The following is a 24,534-nucleotide window of genomic DNA, read 5'->3' on the forward strand; positions in this document are numbered from 1 at the left end:
ATATTCCAAAGATCGCATCATAGCCGCAGTTCTGACGAGCCAGGCGTTACGCGGAGGGTCACGCCAGCCACGTTTCTCCTGGTTCGACTTGCATGATGAGATCGAAGGCCTCAACGCCAGGATGCCTTAACCAATTGAAATTAAAACTATTATTTTCTCGCTCGTGCAGCGTGATGAGAAGTGAGGGTTCATAATGAAAATCAAGGCCACAATTGAACGTATCCCCGGTGGGATGATGCTGGTCCCGCTGCTGCTCGGCGCGATTTTAAATACCTTAGCGCCTGATACCGGTGCCTATTTCGGTTCATTCACCAAAGGCATGATTTCCGGGACGGTACCGATCCTGGCCGTCTGGTTCTTCTGTATTGGGGCATCGATTGATTTGCGCGCCACCGGTACGGTGTTACGCAAATCCGGCACCCTGGTGCTGACCAAAATTGCCGTCGCATGGCTTGTGGCGATGATTGCCGCCAGCTTTATTCCGGAACAGGGCATTCAGACAGGATTCTTTGCCGGGATTTCCGTGCTGGCGATTGTCTCTGCAATGGACATGACTAACGGCGGCCTCTACGCCAGCCTGATGAACCAGTACGGCACCAAAGAGGAGTCCGGCGCGTTCGTTCTGATGTCGCTAGAGTCCGGCCCGCTGATGACCATGGTCATCCTCGGCTCCGCTGGCCTGGCCTCGTTTGAGCCACACCACTTTGTCGGAGCGGTACTGCCCTTCCTGATCGGCTTTGCGCTGGGTAACCTCGACCACGACCTGCGGGCATTCTTCAGCAAGGCAACGCCGGTACTGATCCCATTCTTCGGTTTTGCGCTGGGTAACACCATCAACCTGAAAGTGATTATGGAAACCGGCCTGCTGGGTATTTTCCTCGGCATCGCGGTCATCGTTATCACCGGTATCCCGTTGATTCTGGCTGACAAGTTTATTGGCGGCGGTAACGGTACGGCGGGGGTTGCGGCTTCATCAGCGGCAGGCGCGGCGGTGGCTAACCCGGTCATCATTGCCCAGATCAACCCGGCGTTCGAACCGGTGGCGGCGTCAGCGACGGCGCTGGTAGCAGCTAGCGTGATTGTGACGGCGATTCTGGTACCGATTATTACGGCACTCTATGCAAGACGCTTTGGCGAGCCGCAGAGTGCGGCAAGTCGAGAGAAGCCGGTAGAAGCCGACTCGTTACACCACTAAGATACCTCTTTTTGACTACAGCCCCTCCTGCCAGCCGGGAGGGGTCACACTCCCTCCCCAAAAATCTCATCTACCATCGCCGTTGCCAGCCGCGTTGCCGAACAGAGTCTCGGCATGCCCAGCGCCACGTTTTGCCAGCTCTGCGTAATAGTCCAGCATATCGGGTGGCGATCCGCATCGCACCAGTCCCCCAGCCAGCCCAGCATATCTTTATAATCCATCAGGCCCGGCGTGGTGGGGGTCGTGAGCCACTGATGATAGAAGTGGCGCGTCGCGGGCGAGGCGTTGATTCCCTGAGCGAGAAAACCGGCCGCCATCACTCGCAGATTATCTTTCAGCAGCGAAGAAGCCTCCGGACTGGTCAGGCGACAGGCGTCACCGAAGGCGCCCCAGCGCAGCTCCTCAAGGGCGATATAGCAGCGCCCGGCCATGGACCAACCGTTGTACTTGCCAGCACGCCAGCGGGTAAAGATCTGTTCACTGTGTACGCCCGCCTGCACCATCAGGCCACGCTGGGTTAAGGCTTTCTCTTTCCAGGCGGCGCGCTGGCTGAAGTGCTTATGCAGCTCGCTAATCTGCTCAGGCAAGGTGGCGGACGCGGCAGGACGGCGCTCGGCATTGTGCTGCAGTACGGCCAGACGCTGAGTGATACGCGAGAGCGCGAGCTGGCCCGGATCGAACATGCTCGCCAGCTTCTCGGCCAGGCCCAGGCGCAGTGCATCGCTCTCATTGAAGACGCCGGCCATCGCCCACGGGCGCAGCTGCGTCTGGTTCATGATCTCCTGCGTCAGGCGATCGCGTAACAGCTGCTGCTGCGGCACGATCTGGGCCTGGCGGGGAGCATCAATGCCCAGCACCAGATCGACGATAAACTTCGGATGGATACACTCCAGCGTGCTCCCGGGTCCGTCCAGTAGTCGATTTTTCATGGTTACTCTGCCGCGAATAGGGTTTGAATATCATCGCGTAACAGGCGGGCATCCTCATGGATCCATTTCGCCGTTGTCATACACTGCTTCAGGTGCTGACGAAGCGCCATTACCGATGACTCGTTCTGCTGGCGGATAGCCAGACTGTCACGCAGGCTCTCCTGAAGTCCGGAAAGACTTAGCGAAAACTCGGCAAAGAAGGTGGCCATCCCCGCCGTAACTGAAACATCGACCTGTGCCGCTAAAGCTTTACGAATTTGTGCACAAAAATGCGCAACATGAGCGATCAAATTTTTATGCAACAATGACACATCGATAACATAACGCGTGCGGGTCACGACGTAGTCATTCCATCCCCAGCCGGGGTTGTTGAGCCAGCGGGACATCGACTCGCGTACGCCGCCGACGCGCGACTGCCCGACCGGCAGATCCTCCGAGGCGATGGCGTCAACAAAGAGCTGGCGGGTATTAAAGTTCAGGGTGCTGGCCTGGAACGCAGGTAGGCTAATACGCGCCCGGAACCCGGTATGGCTTAGCTCCTCTTTAATACGCGTTTCGATAGGACGCATGGCATCATGCAGGGAGCGGGTCAGCGTGTTTTCCAGCTGATCGAAGCGCAGCGCCAGCTCGCGGCCGATCTTCTCCTGCGCCGCCAGCAGGATCACTTCACAGGCGGAGCGGATCTTGCTCAGCACAATCTGCGCCTGGCCCTCATCCTCCAGCACCAGCTTGCCTGGACCAAACTCCTCATTCTGCTGCAGGCTGGCAAAGCTCAGGTTGGCCATCTCCGCCAGCGAGCCATCCTTAAAATAGCTGTCGATAGCATTGACGATATCTGCCTGCTGGCCGTTGATGAAGATGTCTGCCGCCGCCAGCGCCTCGTCAACCTCATGATTGACCTCATCGCTGACCCGCTCCTGGCAGCTTTTCAGCAGGGTCATATCCTCTTCGAGACGAGCAATGTTGTGTTCAAGCTTCTCAAATGCCACGGTCAGGCTCTGATAGCGGAACTCCAGATATTCACTGGCGCTGTGGGAGTAGTTTAAAAGCTTGTGCGATGCCGAACGCAGGGCATAAAGCGAGGCGTTAGCATGCGCAGCGTGAAGCAGCTTACGGATTGGTTGCTCAAAGAGTGAATCCTCCCACAGCAGCTCCGCCGCGTGATGAATGTGGGCGATGTCATCGAGATCTGCCAGCCGCCAGCGACGGCCCAGCGCCTCTTCGGCAAAATCCTGTACCCATGGCTGCTCATTGGGATCGGGCAGCTTGCCGCGCAGGTTCAGCTCGTGACGAGCGCGGTTCGCCAGGTAGCCCCACATCGAGGAGACCGGAAAGATCTGCCCCGGATTGATGTTGCCCTTCATCAGCGTCCCGGCAATCAATGCCCGAACCTGATCCTCATCGTCGCTGTTACGATCCTTTTGATCGAACTTGTTCACCAGCGCATAGAGCGGCACCGACTTGCCGACCGCTGCGATCGCCTGGCGTACCTCTTCATCTGAAATAGATTTGAGCTGGGTATAGTCGAGCACCGCCAGCACCGCCGAGGCACGCGCCAGCTGCTCGTTCAGCATCTGCTGCAGGTGCGGCTGCCCGGCTTCGTTTGGCCCAGGGGTATCCAGCAGGGTCAGCTGGCCCATGTTGTTCTCCAGCCCGGCGAGGTGCACAAACTCAACCTCAATCACCGGAATATGCTCAATGGCGGTATAGGCGGAGAAGGGAAAATCGACCTCCAGCGCTTTTGACAGGCGCACCAGATCGTTCAGGCTCTTCAGGCAGTGAAAAATGGGCTGTGCGCCGAGGTAGTGTTTATCGAAGGCATCGCCCTGCTGGATACGCTCCAGTAGGGTCGTCATATCCTTATCGATCTCCAGCTTCTGCGCCAGCCGCTCGCGGTCAACGTTAAACAGCCGCGTCTGGAGCTGCTGCGTCAGGGCGTCTATCGGCCCGACGTGGGAGAAGTGGAGCACTGGCTCTTTCTGTCCCGGCGTATGGCGAATAAGGGTCGGCAGGGCCGTCATCGGCCGGTTACGGTTAGGCAGCACCTCGGTGCCAACAATGGCGTTAATCGTCGTCGATTTTCCCGCTTTCATCGTGCCGACAATGGCCAGCACCATCTCAAGGCGGGTAATTTTCCGTAGCTCGTTATCCAGGGTGGCGTACTGGGCCTCTACCCCCCGGGCGCTAAAATGCAACGGCAGGACGTTGGCGGTATCGCTATCCCCGGCAGACAATGCTTCATCCAGCGCTGCCATCGGCATGGCCTGCAACGACTGGAGGTTGTGCAGTGAAAGCTGTAACAGCCTCTCGGCTTCCTGGCTTAATTCGAATATTGTCTGTGTGTGCATGATGAAAGTCTTTCCTTAACGCAAATTTTTCTTACTTTTATTTAGCCGTGCTATTTATTTAGTAAAGTTTCGGCTTTTATAATTACGTGTGGAAAATATCTAAAAAAGATAATCGCCTGATGACGCTCAGGAAAATAAATATTTTTTGTCTCAACTCATCGACAGATCTTTCGTTCCGGACCAAGAAACCAGAGCGATTAGAGAGCGTAGCGCATTTTTATGTGCAAACAGGATATATCTTCGTATATTTACCCACCTAATTTGAGGGTAATAAACCACCTTCGGCCAGAAGAGTTAGCGGGTGCCAGATGCCGTCGCGAATAACGCTCGATGCTTCATCTCACCATATAGGAATTGATGAAAAGTGGCAATTTCCCCCGAAAAATATTCTAAATATCATACATAAACCTATACCTTCTGCGTCACACAGCTAGCTTCGCTTACCGCTGTGACAGGTTGTGTCAAGGCCACGCATTTTTCTCTGATTTTGCATAAAAATAATAGCACCGACAACTGTAAGGTATTAGTGTATAATCGCCCCCTTTCTCGGCCTGCTGCCGAGCTTTTTGCGGACCGTGCGTCCGCGTTGCCAGCCCCTACGAGGATCGTACCATGTCACTTCCCCACTGCCCAAAATGCCACTCTGAGTATACCTATGAAGATAACGGCCTGCTTATCTGCCCCGAGTGCGCGTATGAATGGAATGAAAGCGAGTCCACGGCCGAGACCGATCAATTAATCGTCAAAGATGCTAACGGCAATCTACTGACGGATGGCGATAGCGTCACGGTAATTAAGGATCTCAAGGTCAAGGGCAGCTCCTCAATGCTGAAGATCGGCACAAAGGTTAAAAATATTCGCCTCGTTGAAGGCGATCATAATATCGATTGCAAAATCGACGGCTTTGGTCAGATGAAGCTTAAATCAGAATTCGTTAAAAAGAATTAACCCTGGGCGACCCCTTTTCAGACACCGCTGGCGCTATCTTCATTATCCGGTCACGGTAACTTAACCTAAATGTCACACTCGGCGGCCAGGATAGGACGATTCTAACCGGAGGTCGTCCATGCAGGGTGCTCAACACCATTTTCGCCGTCTATCTAAAGCCATGAGCGAGCCGGGGGTGATTGTCACCTTCAGCCCGCTTAACGATGAGTGCCAGCCGCTCGATCTCGCCAGCGTCCTGCTAACGTTAACCGAGAGCAGTCGCGCCCCGCTGATTTTACAGGTTGCCAGCCTGAGCGGCGGGCGCATGCTGCGCCTGACCGGCAACGGCATTGCCGATGAGCGCATGGTTGCGCCCCAGCTGCCGGAAAGTATCGTACGCGAGCTTAGCGAACGTCTGCCCCCCTTCTCGCCGGATGTGGATCTATTCCTGACCTGCGGCGAACGTCTGATGGCTATTCCCCGCTCGACCCATATCGAAGTGCGCTGATTAGCGCGTCTGGGCCTTGCGCAGCGCCTGGACCAGCTGGGCGCGGGTGAACGGTTTACGCAGCAGCTCGACGTCCGGCAGGGCCGGGTTGTCCGCCGGGCGCAGATCCTGGCCGCTGATCAGCAGCAGCGCCAGTCCAGGATAGTGCTGGCGGGCAAACTGCACCACCTCTGCGCCGCTTAGCCTGCCAGGCAGCATCAAATCGCTCAGCAGAAAATCGATATCCGGCGCGGCGGCCAGCAGCGCCAGCGCCTGCTCGCTATTTTCCGCCTCTAGCGTCAGGTAGCCCAGTTGATGCAGCTGTTCGCACAGCGTCTGCCGCACGTCGGCCTCGTCCTCCAGTACCAGAATAAGCCGGTCGGTGCTATCGCCGTCGGGCATCGCCTCGGGCTGGCTCAGGTCAGCAGCCAGCCCTGAGGCGCGCGGCAGATGCAGCCGCACCGTCGTCCCCTGCCCTGGCACGCTCTCAATCTCTACCCGCCCGCCCGACTGGCGGATAAACCCGTAGACCATCGACAGGCCCAGGCCGCTGCCGCTGCCGGTCTGCTTGGTGGTAAAGAACGGCTCAAAGACCCGGGCTTTGACCTCCTGCGCCATGCCGCAGCCGCGATCGGCCACCTCCAGGGCGACCATGTCCTGGCGGCGTCCATCGCTGCGCGTTACCCGCTGGTTCCAGGTGCGGATACGGATAACGCCGCTCCGGCCCTCCATCGCGTCGCGGGCGTTCATCACCAGGTTGATCAGGGCGTTTTCCAGCTGCCCGACGTCGATCCACGCCGCCCACGCCGGGCTTTGCGCCTCTATCTCCAGCGTCAGGGTGGCAGGCAGGGAGTGATGCAGCAGCTCGCTCAGGTTCTCCAGCAGGGGTTGCATCGCCACCGCCTGCGGGTGCAGGGACTGTTTGCGCGAAAACGCCAGCAGGCGCTGGGTAAGCAACGCACCGCGCTCGGCAGCCTGCAACGCCCGGTTGATACGAGCTGCATCCGGCGAGCCGGGGCTGACCAGCTCCAGGCTACCGATAATTACCGCTAACAGGTTATTAAAGTCGTGCGCCAGCCCGCCCGTCAGTTGCCCCACCGCTTTCATCTTCTGGCTGTGCAGCAGCGCCACCTCCAGCCCCTGCCGTTCGGTACGGTCAATCTCCATTTGGGTCGTCTTCTCCCGCAGTAGCCGGGAGGTGTGCTCCAGCGAGGCGGTATTGCGGGCAAAGACGTTAAATGCCCGCGCCAGCTCCCCCAGCTCGTCCCGCCGCTGTAATGCGGGAACGGAGACATCCTGCTCTCCCCGCGCCAGCCGGGCCATCGCTCGGGAGATGGCAGTCAGATTCGACCCCAGGTTACGGTAGATATACCAGCCTGCAAAACCGGTGATCACCAGGGCCAGCAGCGCGAAGGCAATAATAAACAGGATAATGGATTTCAGCTCGCGGTGGCTCTGATCGGTACGCTGCTGCGACACATCCACGACGCGCTCAACGTACTGGTTGATATCGGTATTCAAAAAGGCCACCAGCGCCTTGATGTGGTACATGTACCAGCTGATCGCCAGATCGCTCTCCTCGAGCTGTAAAGAGAGTGGCCCCAGCTTGCGCAGCTCAACGGTGAAGTCGCCCAGTATGGTGTTGATGACGGGCTGGCTCGCGCCTCCTGGCAGCTGCACCACAATCGTCTCCAGCGCCGCCACCGTCGGACGCGGCGAGGGGGTCTGGATCGCGGCGCTAATCAGGCGGTCCATCTCATCAAGCAGTCGGGGATCCGGCACGCTGCCGCCGTCGCGCAGATTGATACGCTGGATCTGGCGCAGATAACTCTGGTTTTGGTAGAGCGAGCTAAGCAGCGAGTTACGTTGCAGATGGCGGCGGTGGCCCCGCTCCAGCATCTGCGTTGCGCTGTGCTGTAACTCATTGCTACGCTGAATAATGCGCGCCACCAGCTGCTGCTCGCTGTACGCCAGCGGCGCGTGGGCCAACTGTTCCAGCGAATGTTGCAGCGCCGCCTGGGTCGCCTTCAGCCGCTCGGCCTCGCCCTGGTACTCCAGCGCGCCCACCACCTGCGACAGCCGGACCGCCGCCGTGGCAACGTTCGCCGTATCCCGCGCCAGGTTCATGCTGCCGGTCATATCGTCCAGCGTCTGCTGCTGCACCTGCTCCTGGATCTGGCTGGCATGGCGAAATCCCAGCACCGCCGCGCCGCTGACCATTAGCGTCACCACCATCACCAGCAGGTTAAAGATGAGCAGTCGCCCGCGCGCGCTGGCGAAAAAGTGACGTCCTTGCTGCGGCATATCACGCTCCGGGAAGAAAAATCACAATATGACAAATATGAACGGCTTCTGACATTTTGCGTTTACGTTCCTGTGATGGAGTGCTGATATCGCCCACCCCGCAGGAGATCCGCCATGAGCAGGACACCGGTACTGGAAATGCGCAACATTGCCAAAGCCTTTGGCAAATTCTATGCGCTTAAGGGTGTGGATCTCACGGTCTGGCCCGGTGAGATCCATGCCTTGATGGGAGAGAACGGCGCGGGTAAAAGTACGCTGATGAAAATCCTCGCCGGGGCCTACACCGCCACCAGCGGGGAGATCCTGATCGACGGCCAGCCCTACAGTATCAAAGGCCCGAAAGATGCCCTCTCTGCCGGTATTACCCTCATCTACCAGGAGATGCAGCTCGCCCCGAACCTCACCGTTGCCGAGAACATTTTCCTTGGCAGCGAGCTATCCAGTGGCGGGCTGGTGAAACGCAAGGAGATGGTTACCCAGGCGCAAAGCGTTATTAACCGCCTCGGGGCACAGTTTAAGGCCAGCGATCTGGTGATGAGGCTGACCATTGCCGAGCAGCAGCAGGTGGAGATCGCCCGGGCGCTGCACCGCAAAAGCCGCGTGCTGGTGATGGATGAACCCACTGCCGCCCTCTCCTCCCGCGAGACCCACCGCCTGTTTGAGCTGATCCTGCGCCTGCGCGACGAGGGCATGGCAATTATCTATATCAGCCACCGCATGGCCGAGGTGTATGAGCTATCCGACCGCGTCAGCGTTCTGCGTGACGGACAGTACGTCGGTAGCCTGATGCGCGACAAGCTGAACGCTGCCGAGCTGGTGCGCATGATGGTGGGCCGCCCGCTTAGCGACCTGTTTAACAAAGAGCGCGACATTACCCCTGGCGAAACCCGTCTCAACGTGCACAACCTCACTGACGGCGGCAAAATTCACCCTATCAGCCTCCACGTCCGCGCCGGGGAGATCGTCGGCCTTGCGGGACTGGTGGGCGCGGGTCGCTCAGAGCTGGGGCAGCTGATTTTGGGGTGCGCCGCGCCACCGGCGGGGTCATTGAGATTGACGGCGAGCCGGTGGTGATCCACTCCCCGCGTACCGCCATCGATTTGGGCATTGGTTTTCTCACCGAGAACCGTAAGGAGCAGGGCCTGTTTCTCGAACTGGCCGCCGCCGAAAATATCACCATGGCGACGCTGGAGCGCGATGCGAACTACGGCATGCTGGATCGCAAAAAGGCCCAGGCCATCTCCGACGACGCTATTCAGCTCTTGCAGATCCGTGTTCCCCACGCCCAGGTGCGGGCGGGAGGCCTCTCCGGCGGCAACCAGCAGAAGCTGCTGATCTCCCGCTGGGTTGCTATCAACCCGCGCATTTTGATCCTCGACGAGCCGACCCGTGGTGTAGACGTCGGCGCGAAAAGCGAGATCTACCGCATCATGAACCAGATGGCACACAAGGGCGTGGCGATCCTGATGATCTCCAGCGAGCTGCCGGAGGTGGTTGGCATGAGCGACCGGGTGTACGTGATGCATGAGGGATCGATCGAGGGCGAATTACAGGGCGACGACATTACCCAGGAAAACATAATGACGCTGGCAACCGGCGTTGATGAGGCGGTACACCATGGCTAAAAAAGAGACCTTAGCACCTACCCCGCAGCAGGTGGCAAAATCTGCGTCGGCGAAAAAAATGCTGATGGGCGATCTGATGCAAACGGTTGGGATCCTGCCGATCCTGATCCTTATCGTCGCCGTCTTTGGCTTTATCGCGCCTAACTTCTTTACCGAGAGTAACCTGCTCAACATCACCCGTCAGGCGTCGATTAATATCGTGCTGGCGGCGGGCATGACCTTCATTATCTTAACCGGCGGTATTGATCTGTCAGTTGGCTCGATTCTGGGCACTACCGCCGTGGCAGCAATGGTGGTCTCACTCATCCCGGAGCTGTCGATGCTGTCGATCCCGGCGGCGCTGATGCTCGGCCTGGTGCTGGGGCTGTTTAACGGTGCGCTGGTAGCCTTTGCCGGGCTGCCGCCGTTTATTGTCACCCTCGGGACCTATACCGCCCTGCGCGGTGCCGCCTATCTGCTGGCGGACGGCACCACGGTAATTAACTCCAGTATCAGCTTCGAGTGGATCGGTAATAACTACCTCGGGCCGATCCCGTGGCTGGTGGTGATCGCCCTGGCGGTCATCGCTATCTGCTGGTTTATCCTGCGCCGCACCACCCTCGGGGTTCATATCTACGCCGTCGGTGGCAACATGCAGGCGGCACGCCTGACCGGGATCAAAGTGTGGCTGGTGTTGCTCTTCGTCTACGGCATGAGCGGCCTGCTCTCTGGCCTCGGCGGGGTCATGAGCGCCTCGCGCCTCTACAGCGCCAACGGCAACCTCGGCACAGGCTACGAGCTGGACGCCATCGCGGCGGTGATCCTCGGCGGCACCAGCTTTGTCGGCGGCATCGGCACCATCACCGGTACGCTGGTGGGGGCGCTGATTATCGCCACCCTCAACAACGGCATGACGCTGATGGGGGTCTCTTACTTCTGGCAGCTGGTGATCAAAGGGGCGGTGATCATCATTGCGGTGCTAATCGATAAATACCGTACCCGTCACCATCAAAGTGCATAACAACAATACCCTACACATAAGGAACAGAATATGCGTTTGAAACCCTTAGTCACCGCGCTCTGTGCTGGCGCCCTGCTTGCCGCAACGCCGTTTGCGCAGGCCAAAGACCTGAAGTCCATCGGCGTGACGGTGGGCGACCTGGCGAACCCGTTCTTTGTCCAGATCACCAAGGGCGCAGAGCTGGAGGCACGCAAGCTGGCCGGAGATAACGTGAAGGTTACCCTGGTCTCCAGCGGCTACGATCTCGGCCAGCAGGTGTCGCAGATCGACAACTTTATTGCCGCGAAAGTGGATATGATTATTCTCAACGCCGCAGACTCCAAAGGCATCGGCCCGGCGGTGAAGCGCGCCAAAGATGCCGGGATTGTGGTGGTGGCGGTCGACGTGGCAGCCGAGGGGGCCGATGCGACCATCACCTCCGATAACACCCAGGCGGGCGAGATTGCCTGTAAGTACATCACCGATCGCCTGAAAGGCAAAGGTGACGTGGTGATCATCAACGGGCCGCCGGTTTCTGCGGTACAGAACCGCGTAGAGGGCTGCCAGACCGAATTCAAGCGCCACCCCGGCATTAAGGTGCTCTCCTGGAACCAGAACGCCAAAGGCAGCCGCGAAGGTGGCCTGGAGGTCATGACCTCCCTGCTGGCGGCGAATCCGAAGATCGACGGCGTATTCGCCATTAACGATCCTACCGCGATCGGGGCCGATCTGGCAGCGAAGCAGGCCCAGCGCAGCGAGTTCTTTATCGTTGGCGTGGATGGCTCGCCTGACGGGGAAGAGGCGCTGAAGCGTGAGAACTCGCTGTTTGTGGCGACCCCGGCGCAGGATCCGCAGGTTATGGCGGCGAAGGCGGTGGAGATTGGCTATGACATCCTGCAGGGCAAGCCCGCCCCGAAAGAGCCGGTGCTGATCCCGGTCACAATGATCGATAAGCAGAGCGTGGCAAACTACAAGGGCTGGACAGTTAAATAACGTAAACGCCGGGTAGCACACCGCTTACCCGGCCTACGGTTTTGGAGGCCTGTAATATGAAACGCTCCGCAATTAACGAAATTCTTGGCCACACGCGGCAATTTTTCTCCATGCACGACGTCCACCTGCCGGCGTTTGCCAGCTTTGCCCCGTCCAGATGGCGACAGCTGCCCGTTGATGCCTGGCAGGAGGTGTTCGATCTCCGGCTGGGCTGGGACGTTACGGCTTTTGGCGGGACGAACTTTGCAGCGCAGGGGCTAACGCTCTTTACCCTGCGCAACGGCTCTCCTGGCGGATCGCCGTGGCCCAAATGCTATGCGGAGAAGATCATGCACGTCCGCGACGGCCAGCTGACGCCGATGCATTTTCACTGGATCAAGCGCGAAGACATTATTAATCGCGGCGGCGGTAATTTGATTATCGAGCTGTGGAACTCAGGGGCCGACGAGCAAACCGAGCATAGCGACGTGACGGTCGCTATCGATGGCTGTCTACAAACCCACATGGCCGGCAGCCAGCTGCGCCTGTCGCCCGGAGAGAGCATCTGTCTGCCGCCGGGGCTGTATCACAGCTTCTGGGGGGAGCACGGCTTTGGTGACGTGCTGGTGGGCGAAGTCTCCTCCGTCAACGATGACGATCATGACAACCACTTCCTGCAGCCGCGCGATCGCTATAACAGCATTGAAGAAGATGAGCCAGCTCAGCTGGTACTCTGTAACGAATACTCCCTGTTTCTTCACCCGGTTCCCTAACCAAGGAGGCTGCAATGCCGCTGATCTCTCTCGCCGATGGTTTGAAACATGCCCGCGTGCACCAGTATGCGCTGGGTGCCTTTAACGTGCTGGATACCCACTTCCTGCGGGCGCTGTTTGCCGCCGCAAAGCAGCAGCGCTCGCCGTTTATCATCAACATTGCCGAGGTGCACTTTAAGTATCTCTCACTGGATACGCTGGTAGAGGCGGTAAAGTATGAAGCCGCCCGGCACGCTATTCCGGTGGTGCTTAATCTCGATCACGGCCTGCACTTTGAGGCAGTGGTTCAGGCGCTGCGCCTCGGTTTTACCTCCGTAATGTTTGACGGCTCGACGCTGGACTATGAAGAGAACGTGCATCAGACGCGGGAGGTGGTGAAGATGTGCCACGCGGTAGGCGTCTCGGTCGAGGGTGAGCTGGGCGCGGTAGGCGGCGACGAAGGCGGCGCGCTGTATGGCCATGCCGACGAGGCGTTCTTTACCGATCCGGCCAAGGCGCGGGACTTTGTCGACCGAACCGGCATCGATGCGCTGGCCGTGGCGATCGGCAACGCTCACGGCAAATACAAAGGTGAGCCGAAGCTCGACTTTGCGCGCCTGGAGGCGATTCGCCAGCAGACCGGCCTGCCGCTGGTGCTGCACGGCGGCTCCGGCATCAGCGACGCGGACTTCCGCCGCGCCATTAGCCTTGGCATCCATAAAATCAACTTCTACACCGGTATGTCCCAGGCCGCGCTGGCGGCAGTGGACAAAAGCATGACCGCGCGGGATCAGATCTACGACGAGTTCGCCGAGCTGATGCTCAGCATCGAGCAGGCGATCACCGATATTGTTGCCGAGCAGATGCGCGTCTTCGGCAGCGAGGGGAAGATCTGATGGCACGCAAAGGCATCATCGCGGCGGGTAATATGCTGGTGGATCACGTCCACCAGATCGTGCAGTGGCCAGAGCGCGGCTGGCTGGCCGAGATTGTCCACAGCGAGCGCTCCACCGGCGGCGCGCCGCTGAACGTTCTGCTGACGCTGGCGAAGATGCGCACCGGCCTGCCGCTGCAGGCGGTCGGGCTGGTAGGCGAAGACAACGACGGCGACTACATCATGGCGATGCTGGAGCAGTATCACGTCAACCGCCAGCATGTGCAGCGCACCACCTTCGCCCCCACCTCCATGTCGCAGGTAATGACCGACCCCAGCGGCCAGCGCACCTTTTTCCACTCTCCCGGCGCGAACCGCCTGCTGGATCTGCCCGCCTTCGATCGCCTTGATACCACCATGAAGATTTTCCATCTTGGCTATCTGCTGCTGCTGGATAGCCTGGATATGCCGGACGACGAGTTTGGCACGCGCAGCGCCCGGCTGCTGGCCCAGATGCATAACCTCGGCTTTGAAACCTCGCTGGATCTGGTGTCGCGCAAAGGCGATCCTCGTTATCGTCCACTGGTTAACCCGGCTCTGAAGCATCTGGACTATCTGGTGATCAACGAGCTGGAGGCAGGTGAATTCAGCGAGCTGGCGATCCGCCACGAAAACGGCGAGCCGCATATCGAGCATATCGCCGAGGCGGCGGCGCAGCTGTTGGCCGCGGGCGTGAAGCAGCGGGTGGTGATCCACTGCCCTGAAGGCGCATGGGGGCAAACGCCGCAGGAGCCGGGGTTCTGGCTCCCCTCCTGGCATCTGGCGCAGGAGGAGATTGTTGGCAGCGTGGGTGCGGGCGATGCGTTCTGCGCCGGGTTCCTCTACGGCTGCCATGAAGCCTGGTCGTTAATAGAGAGTATTCAGCTCGCCCACGTCTGCGCCCGGGCCAGCCTGCTTGCCGCCAACGCCATCGACGGCGCGAAAAGCCTGGACGAGCACCGGGCGTTTATCCGCGATAACGCTCAGGCCGCGATCTCGTTATGAACCACGTCGGCGGCGAAAACGTAGCCCAGGCCACGGATGGTTTTAATCAGTACGGGCTGGTGCGGGTTCAACTCGATTTTACGCCGCAGCCGCATAATCAACACGTCGATAGTGCGGTCAAACACATCCATGCTCTCACTGTGGGTGAGCGCCAGCAGCTGCTCGCGGTTCAGCACCCGTCGCGCATTCTGCACCAGCGCCAGCAGCAGGCCATACTCACCCTGGGTGAGCGGCGTCAGCTGGCCGTGTGGATCGTGCAGCTCACAGCGGGTGGTGTTCAGACTCCAGCCGTTAAACGCCATATCTGCCCCTTTCGGCACCGGGACGTCCGCCGCCAGCGCGCCGGTGCGCCGCAGCACCGCCTTCAGGCGGGCCACCACCACCCGTGGGTTAAAGGGTTTAGCGATGTAGTCGTCAGCCCCCATCTCAAGGCCGACCACCACGTCCGACTCGCTGCCCAGCCCGGTGAGCATCACTACCGGCAGCGCCGGACGTAGCTTTTGCAGCTGCTGCAGCACCATCAGCCCGTTGGTATCCGGTAGCACCATATCCAGCAGCACCAGCGCTATTTCGGATTGTTCAGCGGCAAGCGTCAGCGCCTCCCGGCCGCTATGGCAGACGTGCACGGCAAAGACATGCTCGTTAAGCACGTCCCGCAAGAGTTCGCAGACTGCCGCATCATCATCCACTACCAGAATTGCCGGTTTCATCATCTACGCCCGCCCGAGAGACATGCCCTAAGTGTTAGCCATTCTGGTAAGAATCGGCAGCAAATCACACCGCGACGTGCTGGATCTTTAACCGCTGTCACACCCCTTCGCTTTTCGACACGTCAAATGTGTCGATGCCCAGTTTTTCGTCAGGGTTTTGCCCTATCTCTGCCCGTCACACCTGCCAATATCCCTGGTAACAATGTGGCATGCAAGATGCATAGTGGGGCCAGGAGCGCAAATGCGCGCTGTGTTTAACTGGAGCAGAAGCGATGAAAAAAGTCGTCACGGTTTGCCCGTACTGCGCCTCAGGTTGCAAGATCAACCTTGTGGTGGATAACGGAAAAATCGTTCGCGCGGAGGCGGCGCAGGGGAAAACCAATCAGGGAACCCTGTGCCTGAAAGGCTACTACGGCTGGGATTTTATCAACGATACCCAGATCCTCACCCCGCGTTTAAAAACCCCGATGATCCGTCGCCAGCGCGGCGGCAAGCTGGAGGCGGTCTCCTGGGACGAAGCGCTGATCTACGTCGCCGACCGCCTGAGCGCGATCAAAGAGAAGTATGGTCCGGACGCGATCCAGACCACCGGCTCGTCACGCGGCACCGGCAATGAAACCAACTATGTGATGCAGAAATTTGCACGCGCCGTTATTGGCACCAATAACGTCGACTGCTGCGCACGCGTCTGACACGGCCCCTCGGTTGCAGGTCTGCACCAGTCGGTCGGCAATGGCGCAATGAGCAATGCCATCACGGAAATTGATAACACGGATTTAGTCTTTGTCTTTGGCTATAACCCGGCAGATTCCCACCCTATCGTCGCCAATCATGTGATCCGCGCGAAGCGTAACGGGGCGAAAATTATTGTCTGCGATCCGCGCAAAATCGAGACCGCGCGCATTGCCGATATGCATCTTGCGTTGAGGAACGGCTCGAACATTGCCCTGCTCAACGCGCTTGGGCATGTCATCGTTGAAGAAAAACTCTACGACGCGGCGTTTGTGGCGAACCGCACTCAGGGCTTTGACGAGTACTGCAAAATTGTTGAAGGTTACACGCCGGAGTCCGTTGAGGATATTACTGGCGTTAGCGCCCAGGCGATCCGCCAGGCGGCGCGGCTCTATGCCGGGGCAAAAACGGCTACCATTCTGTGGGGCATGGGCGTGACCCAGTTCTATCAGGGGGTAGAGACGGTGCGTTCCCTTACCAGCCTGGCGATGCTCACCGGCAACCTGGGCAAGGCGCACGTCGGCGTCAACCCGGTACGCGGGCAGAACAACGTGCAGGGCGCGTGTGATATGGGGGCGCTGCCGGACACCTATCCTGGCTACCAGTACGTGAGCGATCCGGCGAACCGGGAAAAATTTGCCCGCGCCTGGGGCGTGGAGAGCCTGCCAGCCCATACTGGCTACCGCATCAGCGAGCTGCCGCACCGGGCGGCGCATGGCGAAGTGCGCGCTGCCTATATCATGGGCGAGGATCCACTCCAGACCGATGCCGAGCTTTCAGCGGTGCGCAAGGGGTTTGAGGATCTTGAGCTGGTCATCGTGCAGGATATCTTTATGACTAAAACCGCGGCGGCGGCGGATGTGATTTTACCCTCAACGTCGTGGGGCGAGCATGAGGGCGTCTATACGGCGGCGGATCGCGGCTTCCAGCGCTTCTTTAAGGCGGTAGAGCCACAGTGGGATCTGAAAACCGACTGGCAGATTATCAGCGAGATCGCCACGCGAATGGGTTACCCGATGCACTACAACAGTACCCAGGAGATTTGGGATGAGCTGCGCCATCTCTGTCCAGACTTCTACGGGGCGACCTACGAGAAGATGGGCGAGCTGGGCTATATTCAGTGGCCCTGCCGTGACGCTTCCGAGGCCGACCAGGGGACGTCATACCTCTTTAAAGAGAAGTTTGATACCGACACCGGGCTGGCGAAGTTCTTTACCTGCGACTGGGTGGCCCCCATTGATAAGCTCACCGACGACTACCCGATGGTGCTCTCTACGGTGCGCGAGGTGGGGCACTACTCCTGCCGCTCAATGACTGGCAACTGTGCGGCGCTGGCCGCGCTGGCCGATGAACCGGGCTATGCGCAGATCAACACCGCCGACGCTGCCCGGTTGGGCATTGAGGATGAAGCGCTGGTGTGGGTTAACTCGCGCAAAGGGCGGATCATCACCCGGGCGCAGGTCAGCGATCGTCCCAATAAAGGGGCGGTTTATATGACCTACCAGTGGTGGATTGGGGCCTGCAACGAGCTGGTGACGGAGAACCTGAGTCCAATAACTAAAACGCCGGAGTATAAGTACTGCGCCGTGCGCGTCGAGGCGATTGACGATCAGCAGGCCGCCGAGCGATACGTCATTGACGAGTATAATAAGCTTAAATCCCGACTGCGGGAGAGTGCATTAGGATAAAAAAGGCGTATTAATTAATAGCGGCCTCAAATAAGATGCCGCTATTATATATTTATACGCATTATTAATAGTAACGTTCTGTGAGTGTACTCGAAGAAAAATGCAATTATCTCACTGAAATTACATTGCTATTTCTCTTCCCTTTTAATGCGGGAGCGATATCATTATCTGCGGGTGCTTAAGGCTTTCTGTCTTAAGCACGCTCAGCGTTATTCTAAATAATAATGAGAGTGTTGTGGCAGAGAGTTGAAAGCCCCGGGCAATGTTTCCATTAACCCGAGGCTACTCTACACAACCATGACAAGTTGAGAGTAGCCTCTTACCCTTTTTTTTGCAAGGAGTAAAAGGCATGACGCCGTTGAAATATCTGTTAGCTATTCTATTAGTGGTTTGTCTAACAATCCTGACCTTTACTTTTATTAATCGCGGAAGGCTATGCGAGCTTAATATCAAAAACGATCGTCAGGAGGTGGCGGCTAAATTAGCCTGTACATCAGGTTAACTCAACGGGCGGGGTCACCCGCCCGAATTGCCAGAGTTGTGTCCTTAATGCACCCTTTTATAATTTTTATAAATGTATTTACATACCTAATTAATAACATAACACTGAGAGCACGATCCCAAACCAATGTAATTATCTCACTGAAATTACATTGCTATTTCCCTTCCCTTTTAATGCGGGAGCGATATCATTATCGACGGGTGCTTAAGGCTTTCTGTCTTAAGCACGCTCAGTGTTATTCCGAACAACCTTGAGAGTGTGGCGGACAGAGAGTTGAAGGCCCCGGGCAATGTTTCCATTAACTCGGGGCTAATCTCAAACAAAACCCTAGCAGGTTGAGAGTAGCCTCTTACCCTTTTTTTTGCAAGGAGTAAAAGGCATGACGCCATTGAAATACCTGTTAGCCATTCTGTTAGTGGTTTGTCTAACAATCCTGACCTTTGCTTTAATTAATCGCGGAAAGCTATGCGAGCTTAATATTAAAAACGATCGTCAGGAGGTGGCGGCTAAATTAGCCTGTACAGCAGGCTAACTCAACGGGCGGGGTCACCCGCCCGAATTGCCAGAGTTGTGTCCTTAATGCACCCTTTTATAATTCTTATAAATACATTCACACCATATGGATAATAAAAAACCCGCCGAAGCGGGTTTTTTATTACTTATAAATAATTACTGATTGGCGGTGGTTTTAAATTTGCCCAGCGTCTCACGCTCGTAGGCCAGCGCTTTTTGGCTGTCGAACTTGCGTTCCCACTTGGCAATCACCAGCACCGCCAGCGCGTTACCCACCACGTTCAGCGCGGTACGCGCCATATCGAGGATACGGTCAACGCCAGCGATAAACGCCAGCCCTTCCAGCGGAATGCCCACGCTGCCCAGCGTCGCCAGCAGCACCACAAACGACACGCCCGGTACGCCAGCGATGCCTTTCGAAGTCACCATCAGCGTCAGCACCAGGATGATCTCCTGGCCCAGAGAGAGGTCAATGCCGTAGAGCTGGGCGATAAAGATAGCGGCGATGCTCTGGTAGAGCGTGGAGCCATCGAGGTTAAAGGAGTAGCCGGTTGGCACCACGAAGCTGGTGATGGACGCCGGTGCACCGTAGGCCTCCATCTTCTCAATAATACGCGGCAGTACGCTCTCCGAGCTGGCGGTTGAGTAGGCCAGAATCAGCTCGTCCTTGAGAATACGGATCAGCGTCCAGATGCTCAGTTTGCACATCCGCGCCACCGCACCCAGCACCACCAGCGCAAAGAACAGGATCGCCACGTAGACCAGGATAACCAGCTTGGCGAGCGGCCACAGGGAGGCGAAGCCGAAGTTGGCTACCGTCACCGAGATCAGGGCAAACACACCCACCGGCGCGTAGCGCATCACCATGTGGGTCACTTTAAACATGGTCTCTGAAATAGAGCGGAAGACGGTCACCAGTGGATCGCGGTGTGCGGCAGGCAGGGACGACAGCCCGAGGCCAAACAGCACCGAGAAGAAGATGATTGGCAGCATATCGCCCTTCGCCATCGAAGAGATGATATTGGTCGGAACCAGCGAGAGGATAGTGCCCATCAGCCCGTGGGCATGACTCTGCACTTCCGCCGTGGTGCTCTGATATTTTGAAATATCCACCGTCGCCAGCTGCGTCATATCGATGCCCGCCCCCGGCTGGAACACGTTAGCCAGCGTGATACCCAGCACGATGGCAACGGTAGTGATGATTTCAAAATAGAGAATGGTTTTGACACCGATACGGCCAAGCTGCTTCGCGTCGCCCACGCCTGCAATACCCACCACCAGGGTGGAGATGACAATCGGAACCACAATCATTTTGATCAGATGGATAAAGATATCGCCCGCCGGTGAGAGCAGGTTTGCAATCAGCCACTCACGGCTATCGCTTTGGTAATGCAGGTAACTACCCAGCAGAATACCCAGCACAAGGGCCAGCAAAATTTGCCAGGCCAGGCTGACTTTCAAATTTTTCATAACTACAGACGTCCTCAATGAAGCACCATTCCGTGTACCGGAGCGATACATACTGAAAGGGGTGTGATTAGCGTTGCTTAGTCAAGCGGGGTTTTATAACGCGCATTATCAGTACCATTTGCATGGTATCAAGTGCAACCCTTTAAGATGAGGGTCTTTGACAGCTAAAGTGCATAAGAAGCGCTTTTTATTACATTATTAATGCATAACTATATGTTATGGATGAGATTTTCATCACCTTTCCTGCATTCATCATAAATAGTGATTATTTACCTTCAAAGATTCATTTGCTGAATTTTCAACCATTCAAACAATGCGTGATCTTCCGCCCAAAAAGTAAACAAAGCCAGCTCCCGCTCTTCCCTTAACGTTTCCGTGACATATCCTTAACATCTTACAAGGAGAACAACAGCCATGAGCCAAATACATAAACACTCTGTTCCCGCCAATATCGCGGAAAATTGCCTGATTAACCCGGAGCAGTATGAGGCGAAATATCAGCAATCCGTAAGCGATCCCGACACCTTTTGGGGTGAAGAGGGCAAAATTCTTGATTGGATCCGGCCCTATGAGAAGGTGAAAAACACCTCCTTCGCGCCGGGCAACGTCTCCATTAAGTGGTATGAGGATGGCACGCTCAACCTGGCCGCCAACTGCCTCGACAGGCACCTGGCCGAGCGCGGCGACCAGACGGCGATTATCTGGGAGGGCGACGACGCCCAGCAGAGCAAACATATCTCGTATCGTGAACTGCATGCCGACGTCTGCCGCTTCGCCAACGCCCTGCTGGCGCTCGGCATCAAAAAAGGCGACGTGGTAGCAATCTATATGCCGATGGTGCCAGAGGCGGCGGTGGCGATGCTTGCCTGCGCGCGCGTTGGCGCTATTCACTCTGTCATCTTCGGCGGCTTCTCACCGGAAGCGGTGGCCGGACGTATTATCGACTCCAGCTCGCGGCTGGTGATCACCGCCGACGAGGGCGTTCGCGCCGGGCGCAGTATCCCGCTGAAAAAGAACGTCGACGACGCGCTGAAAAACCCTAACGTTACCACTATCGAACACGTGGTGGTGCTGAAGCGTACCGGGGGCAATATTGAGTGGCAGGAGGGACGCGATCTCTGGTGGAGCGACGTAATGGCGCAGGCCAGCAGCGAGCACCAGCCGGTGGAGATGAACGCGGAAGATCCGCTTTTCATCCTCTATACCTCCGGCTCAACCGGCAAGCCAAAAGGGGTGCTGCATACCACCGGCGGCTATCTGGTCTACGCGGCCACCACCTTTAAGTATGTCTTTGACTACCATCCGGGCGAGATCTACTGGTGCACCGCCGACGTGGGCTGGGTCACCGGCCACAGCTATCTGCTCTACGGCCCGCTGGCCTGCGGGGCAACTACCCTGATGTTTGAGGGCGTGCCGAACTGGCCTACCCCGGCGCGCATGGCTCAGGTGGTTGATAAGCATCAGGTTAATATTCTCTATACCGCGCCGACGGCGATCCGTGCCCTGATGGCGGAGGGCGACAAGGCGATTGTCGGGACCGACCGCTCGTCGCTGCGTATTCTCGGCTCGGTAGGTGAACCGATCAACCCGGAAGCCTGGGAGTGGTACTGGAAGAAGATTGGTAGCGAGAAGTGTCCGGTGATCGACACCTGGTGGCAGACCGAAACCGGAGGCTTCATGATCGCTCCGCTGCCGGGTGCCACCGAGCTGAAAGCGGGCTCTGCGACGCGCCCCTTCTTTGGCGTCCAGCCTGCGCTGGTGGATAACGAAGGTACGCCGCTGGAGGGGGCCACCGAAGGCAACCTGGCGATAGTTGACTCCTGGCCTGGACAGGCGCGCACGCTGTTTGGCGATCACGAGCGCTTTGAGCAGACCTACTTCTCCACCTTTAAAAACATGTACTTCAGCGGTGACGGCGCACGACGCGACGAGGATGGCTACTACTGGATCACCGGCCGCGTCGATGACGTGCTCAACGTCTCCGGCCATCGCCTTGGCACGGCGGAGATCGAATCCGCGCTGGTCTCGCACCCGAAAATCGCCGAGGCAGCGGTAGTGGGCATCCCTCACAACATCAAAGGCCAGGCGATCTACGCCTACGTCACGTTGAACCACGGCGAAGAGCCGTCGCCGGCGCTCTATACCGAAGTGCGCAACTGGGTACGCAAAGAGATTGGTCCGCTGGCCACGCCGGACGTGCTGCACTGGACCGACTCGCTGCCGAAAACGCGCTCCGGCAAAATCATGCGCCGTATTCTGCGTAAGATTGCCGCGGGCGATACCAGCAACCTCGGTGATACGTCGACGCTGGCCGATCCGGGCGTGGTGGAAAAACTGCTCGAAGAGAAGCAGGGTATCACCATGCCATCGTAACGGTGTCATCCCCACCCTCTCCCATAAGGGAGAGGGAATAATAAAACCCCTCCCCTACAAAATACGTCTGGAGACTCTGTGATGAATAACGATATTTGTCAGCAGATTGAGAATAGTGCGCACTACAGGGAGCTCGTCGACAAGCGGCAACGGTTTGCCTTTATCCTCTCACTTATCGTCCTGGTCATGTACATCAGCTTTATCATGCTGATCGCCTTTGCGCCAGGCTGGCTGGGCACCCCGCTGCATCCGGGAACCAGCGTGACGCGCGGCATCCCTATTGGCATCGGCGTTATCCTGATCTCGTTTATTCTGACCGGCGTCTACGTCTGGCGCGCAAATGGCGAGTTCGATCGCCTCAACAGTGACGTTGTCCGCGAGGTAAAAGCATTATGAAAAGGATCCTGATAGCGCTGCCCGCCGCGCTCCCTTTTACCGCCGGTGCAGCGGATGCGCTTACCGGTGCGGTACAGCGCCAGCCGACCAACTGGCAGGCGATTATCATGTTTGTCATCTTCGTGGCGATGACGCTCGGTATCACTTACTGGGCCTCAAAGCGCACCCGGACGCGAAGCGACTACTACACCGCAGGCGGTAACATCACCGGCCTGCAAAACGGCCTGGCAATCGCCGGGGACTATATGTCAGCGGCATCGTTTTTAGGTATCTCCGCGCTGGTGTTTACCTCCGGCTACGATGGCCTGATCTACTCCCTCGGCTTCCTCGTCGGCTGGCCGATTATTCTGTTCTTAATCGCCGAACGCCTGCGTAACCTTGGGCGTTACACCTTCGCCGACGTTGCCTCTTACCGGCTGAAGCAGGGGCCGATCCGCATCCTCTCTGCCTGCGGCTCGCTGGTAGTGGTCGCCCTCTACCTCATCGCCCAGATGGTCGGCGCGGGCAAGCTGATCCAGCTGCTGTTCGGCCTCAACTACCACATTGCGGTGGTGCTGGTGGGCGTGTTGATGGTGATGTACGTCCTGTTTGGCGGCATGCTGGCCACCACCTGGGTACAGATTATCAAGGCGGTGCTGTTGCTGTTTGGCGCGAGCTTTATGGCCTTTATGGTGATGAAACACGTCGGCTTCAGCTTCAATAACCTGTTCAGCGAGGCGATGGCGGTGCATCCGAAAGGGGAAGCCATCATGAGCCCCGGCGGGCTAGTGAAGGATCCTATCTCGGCCCTCTCTCTCGGCCTTGGTTTGATGTTTGGTACTGCCGGGCTGCCGCACATCCTGATGCGCTTCTTTACCGTTAGCGACGCCCGCGAGGCGCGTAAGAGCGTCTTCTACGCCACCGGTTTTATGGGTTACTTCTACATCCTAACCTTTATCATCGGCTTCGGGGCCATCATGCTGGTCGGTGCCAACCCGGTATTTAAAGACGCTGCGGGCGCGCTGATCGGCGGTAACAACATGGCGGCGGTGCATCTGGCTAACGCGGTGGGCGGTAGCCTCTTCCTTGGCTTTATCTCTGCCGTGGCCTTTGCCACCATTCTGGCCGTTGTGGCTGGCCTGACGCTGGCGGGCGCTTCGGCGGTATCGCACGATCTCTATGCCAACGTCTTCCGCAAAGGTGCCTCCGAACGCGACGAGCTGAGAGTGTCAAAAATTACCGTGCTGGTACTTGGCGTAGTCGCGATCCTGCTCGGCATTCTGTTTGAGAACCAGAACATCGCCTTTATGGTGGGGCTGGCCTTCTCTATTGCCGCCAGCTGCAACTTCCCTATCATCCTGCTCTCCATGTACTGGTCGAAGCTCACTACCCGTGGCGCAATGATCGGCGGCTGGCTGGGGCTGCTGACCGCCGTGGTGCTGATGGTTCTCGGCCCGACGATTTGGGTGCAGATCCTTGGCCATGAGAAAGCCCTCTTCCCGTATGAATACCCGGCGCTCTTCTCCATCGCCGTGGCGTTTATCGGCATCTGGGTCTTCTCCCTGACCGACAACACGGCGGAAGGCAAGCTGGAGCGTGAGAAATTCCGCGCCCAGTTTATCCGCTCGCAAACCGGGCTGGGTATTGAGCAGGGCCGCGCGCATTAATCCCTTTATCCCCGGTCATTCTGGCCGGGGATCACAGTTCTCTTCTCACAATCGCGATACAGTATCTC

At 57.7% G+C, this 24,534-nt stretch carries 19 protein-coding genes and 1 pseudogene; 15 read left to right on the forward strand and 5 right to left on the reverse strand.

Translation table 11 applies throughout. From position 1 onward, the window contains the following. Positions 1–193 precede the first annotated feature (193 nt). Complete coding sequence (gene kdgT / locus RTP97_RS12880; RefSeq protein ID WP_312414186.1) at positions 194–1,195, forward strand: 2-keto-3-deoxygluconate transporter; 1,002 nt, start codon at positions 194–196, stop codon at positions 1,193–1,195. Between the two features lie 44 nt (positions 1,196–1,239). On the opposite strand, the gene RTP97_RS12885 is transcribed toward kdgT, so the two are convergent. Further along, positions 1,240–2,124, reverse strand: a complete 885-nt coding sequence (locus RTP97_RS12885) for a diguanylate cyclase regulator RdcB family protein (RefSeq protein WP_312414188.1) — start codon at positions 2,122–2,124, stop codon at positions 1,240–1,242. A gap of 2 nt (positions 2,125–2,126) precedes the next feature. Continuing rightward, entirely contained in the window at positions 2,127–4,472 is a 2,346-nt protein-coding gene (crfC, locus tag RTP97_RS12890; RefSeq protein ID WP_312414189.1) for a clamp-binding protein CrfC, read from the reverse strand. A gap of 612 nt (positions 4,473–5,084) precedes the next feature. Between crfC and RTP97_RS12895 the strand changes: the two genes are divergently transcribed. Together RTP97_RS12895 and RTP97_RS12900 are read left to right on the forward strand one after the other, a co-directional pair. After that, positions 5,085–5,420 carry a zinc ribbon domain-containing protein YjdM gene (locus RTP97_RS12895; RefSeq protein ID WP_312414191.1) on the forward strand — a complete coding sequence of 112 codons (336 nt, stop codon included), beginning with the start codon at positions 5,085–5,087 and terminating at the stop codon, positions 5,418–5,420. Positions 5,421–5,538: 118 nt separating this feature from the next. Next, the gene (locus RTP97_RS12900) at positions 5,539–5,907 is read left to right on the forward strand and encodes a phosphonate C-P lyase system protein PhnH (protein WP_312414193.1); all 369 of its coding nucleotides are present in this window, start codon (positions 5,539–5,541) and stop codon (positions 5,905–5,907) included. Here the strand turns inward: RTP97_RS12900 and RTP97_RS12905 are convergent, their stop codons facing one another. Beyond that, positions 5,908–8,190: an ATP-binding protein gene (locus RTP97_RS12905; protein WP_312414195.1), complete on the reverse strand. Its 2,283-nt coding sequence runs from the start codon at positions 8,188–8,190 to the stop codon at positions 5,908–5,910. It abuts the gene before it with no gap. 114 nt (positions 8,191–8,304) lie between these two features. On the opposite strand from RTP97_RS12905, the pseudogene RTP97_RS12910 reads away from it, so the two are divergent. From RTP97_RS12910 to RTP97_RS12935, 6 genes and pseudogenes are all read left to right on the forward strand, one after another. Next, positions 8,305–9,815, forward strand: a pseudogene (locus RTP97_RS12910) (sugar ABC transporter ATP-binding protein). Continuing rightward, positions 9,808–10,815, forward strand: coding sequence for an ABC transporter permease subunit (locus RTP97_RS12915; protein WP_312214251.1), 1,008 nt, complete (start codon positions 9,808–9,810; stop codon positions 10,813–10,815). Before RTP97_RS12910 ends, RTP97_RS12915 begins: the two are co-directional and overlap by 8 nt. 30 nt (positions 10,816–10,845) lie before the next feature. Beyond that, positions 10,846–11,787 carry an ABC transporter substrate-binding protein gene (locus RTP97_RS12920; RefSeq protein ID WP_312414198.1) on the forward strand — a complete coding sequence of 314 codons (942 nt, stop codon included), beginning with the start codon at positions 10,846–10,848 and terminating at the stop codon, positions 11,785–11,787. 56 nt (positions 11,788–11,843) lie between these two features. Next, positions 11,844–12,539 (forward strand): D-lyxose/D-mannose family sugar isomerase, encoded by a 696-nt coding sequence (locus RTP97_RS12925; RefSeq protein WP_312414200.1) that lies wholly within the window; start codon positions 11,844–11,846, stop codon positions 12,537–12,539. A gap of 14 nt (positions 12,540–12,553) precedes the next feature. After that, positions 12,554–13,414: a ketose 1,6-bisphosphate aldolase gene (locus RTP97_RS12930; RefSeq protein WP_312414202.1), complete on the forward strand. Its 861-nt coding sequence runs from the start codon at positions 12,554–12,556 to the stop codon at positions 13,412–13,414. Further along, on the forward strand, positions 13,411–14,436 hold the full coding sequence (locus RTP97_RS12935) for a carbohydrate kinase family protein (RefSeq protein WP_312414284.1): 1,026 nt from the start codon (positions 13,411–13,413) through the stop codon (positions 14,434–14,436). The genes RTP97_RS12930 and RTP97_RS12935 overlap by 4 nt, the downstream gene beginning before the upstream one ends. Here RTP97_RS12935 and RTP97_RS12940 read toward each other — a convergent pair. Continuing rightward, positions 14,415–15,146: a response regulator transcription factor gene (locus tag RTP97_RS12940; protein ID WP_312414286.1), complete on the reverse strand. Its 732-nt coding sequence runs from the start codon at positions 15,144–15,146 to the stop codon at positions 14,415–14,417. The genes RTP97_RS12935 and RTP97_RS12940 overlap by 22 nt on opposite strands. A gap of 272 nt (positions 15,147–15,418) precedes the next feature. Between RTP97_RS12940 and fdhF the strand changes: the two genes are divergently transcribed. From fdhF to RTP97_RS12955, 3 genes are all read left to right on the forward strand, one after another. Beyond that, a complete protein-coding gene (gene fdhF / locus RTP97_RS12945) occupies positions 15,419–17,566 on the forward strand; it encodes a formate dehydrogenase subunit alpha (protein ID WP_312414204.1) in 2,148 nt (715 codons plus the stop codon). Between the two features lie 349 nt (positions 17,567–17,915). Next, positions 17,916–18,068, forward strand: coding sequence for a Hok/Gef family protein (locus RTP97_RS12950; protein WP_312414206.1), 153 nt, complete (start codon positions 17,916–17,918; stop codon positions 18,066–18,068). Positions 18,069–18,447: 379 nt separating this feature from the next. Continuing rightward, the gene (locus tag RTP97_RS12955; protein ID WP_312414208.1) at positions 18,448–18,600 is read left to right on the forward strand and encodes a Hok/Gef family protein; all 153 of its coding nucleotides are present in this window, start codon (positions 18,448–18,450) and stop codon (positions 18,598–18,600) included. A gap of 137 nt (positions 18,601–18,737) precedes the next feature. Here the strand turns inward: RTP97_RS12955 and gltP are convergent, their stop codons facing one another. Then, a complete protein-coding gene (gene gltP, locus RTP97_RS12960; RefSeq protein WP_312414211.1) occupies positions 18,738–20,051 on the reverse strand; it encodes a glutamate/aspartate:proton symporter GltP in 1,314 nt (437 codons plus the stop codon). Between the two features lie 414 nt (positions 20,052–20,465). On the opposite strand from gltP, the gene acs reads away from it, so the two are divergent. The 3 genes from acs to actP all read left to right on the forward strand — a co-directional run bounded on the left by acs (position 20,466) and on the right by actP (position 24,466). Next, positions 20,466–22,424: an acetate--CoA ligase gene (gene acs, locus RTP97_RS12965; RefSeq protein ID WP_312414213.1), complete on the forward strand. Its 1,959-nt coding sequence runs from the start codon at positions 20,466–20,468 to the stop codon at positions 22,422–22,424. 81 nt (positions 22,425–22,505) lie between these two features. Beyond that, a complete protein-coding gene (locus tag RTP97_RS12970; RefSeq protein ID WP_312214312.1) occupies positions 22,506–22,820 on the forward strand; it encodes a DUF485 domain-containing protein in 315 nt (104 codons plus the stop codon). Next, entirely contained in the window at positions 22,817–24,466 is a 1,650-nt protein-coding gene (actP, locus tag RTP97_RS12975; RefSeq protein ID WP_312414216.1) for a cation/acetate symporter ActP, read from the forward strand. Before RTP97_RS12970 ends, actP begins: the two co-directional genes overlap by 4 nt. The last annotated feature ends 68 nt before the right edge of the window (positions 24,467–24,534 follow it).

The sequence above is a fragment of the Pseudescherichia sp. genome, from assembly GCF_031998825.1.
GTDB lineage: Bacteria > Pseudomonadota > Gammaproteobacteria > Enterobacterales > Enterobacteriaceae > Pseudescherichia.